Source organism: Bacillus sp. SIMBA_074, from assembly GCF_046534555.1.
In the GTDB taxonomy this organism is placed as follows: domain Bacteria; phylum Bacillota; class Bacilli; order Bacillales; family Bacillaceae_G; genus Bacillus_A; species Bacillus_A mycoides.
This window is the reverse complement of record NZ_JAWRYM010000132.1, coordinates 1-422: the sequence shown is the minus strand read 5'-3', so window position 1 is coordinate 422 and position 422 is coordinate 1. Positions and strand designations below refer to the sequence as shown.

Annotated in this window: 1 protein-coding gene; it reads left to right on the top strand. The window is 71.8% G+C overall.

The window, feature by feature from the left end:
* Positions 1 to 141 precede the first annotated feature (141 nt).
* A partial coding sequence (locus SB773_RS30175; RefSeq protein WP_410593864.1) for an OST-HTH/LOTUS domain-containing protein occupies positions 142 to 422 on the top strand: 281 nt, incomplete at its 3' end.

The following is a 422-nucleotide window of genomic DNA, read 5'->3' as shown; positions in this document are numbered from 1 at the left end:
TCCGCTCCCCGGCTCGGGTCGTCGACGAACGCTCGCACGGCATCGTGCAGCTCGGTCAGGTCGGTCGAGATGACCCCCACTCCCGGCACCACCGCGCGCCGCGACGGCAAGGACCTGCGCGGTGATGCGCGCCTGGTGCAGATGCTGCGCAGCGCGATCGACTCGGCCGGCGAGGACGATGGCTGGGCCAACCTGGCCGCGGTCGGCAAGCAGGTCGGCAACCAGGCTTCATTCGATTCGCGCAACTACGGCTACCGCAAGCTGCGCGACCTGATCCGCGCCACCGACCTGTTCGAACTGCGCCAGGACGAGCAGGCCATCTGGGTGCGCGACAAGCCCAGGGCCGGTGCCGCGGCCAAGGCGCCGGCGCCGATCACCCCCGCGTCGACGACCGCGCCGGCCAAGGCGAAGGGCAAGCCGGA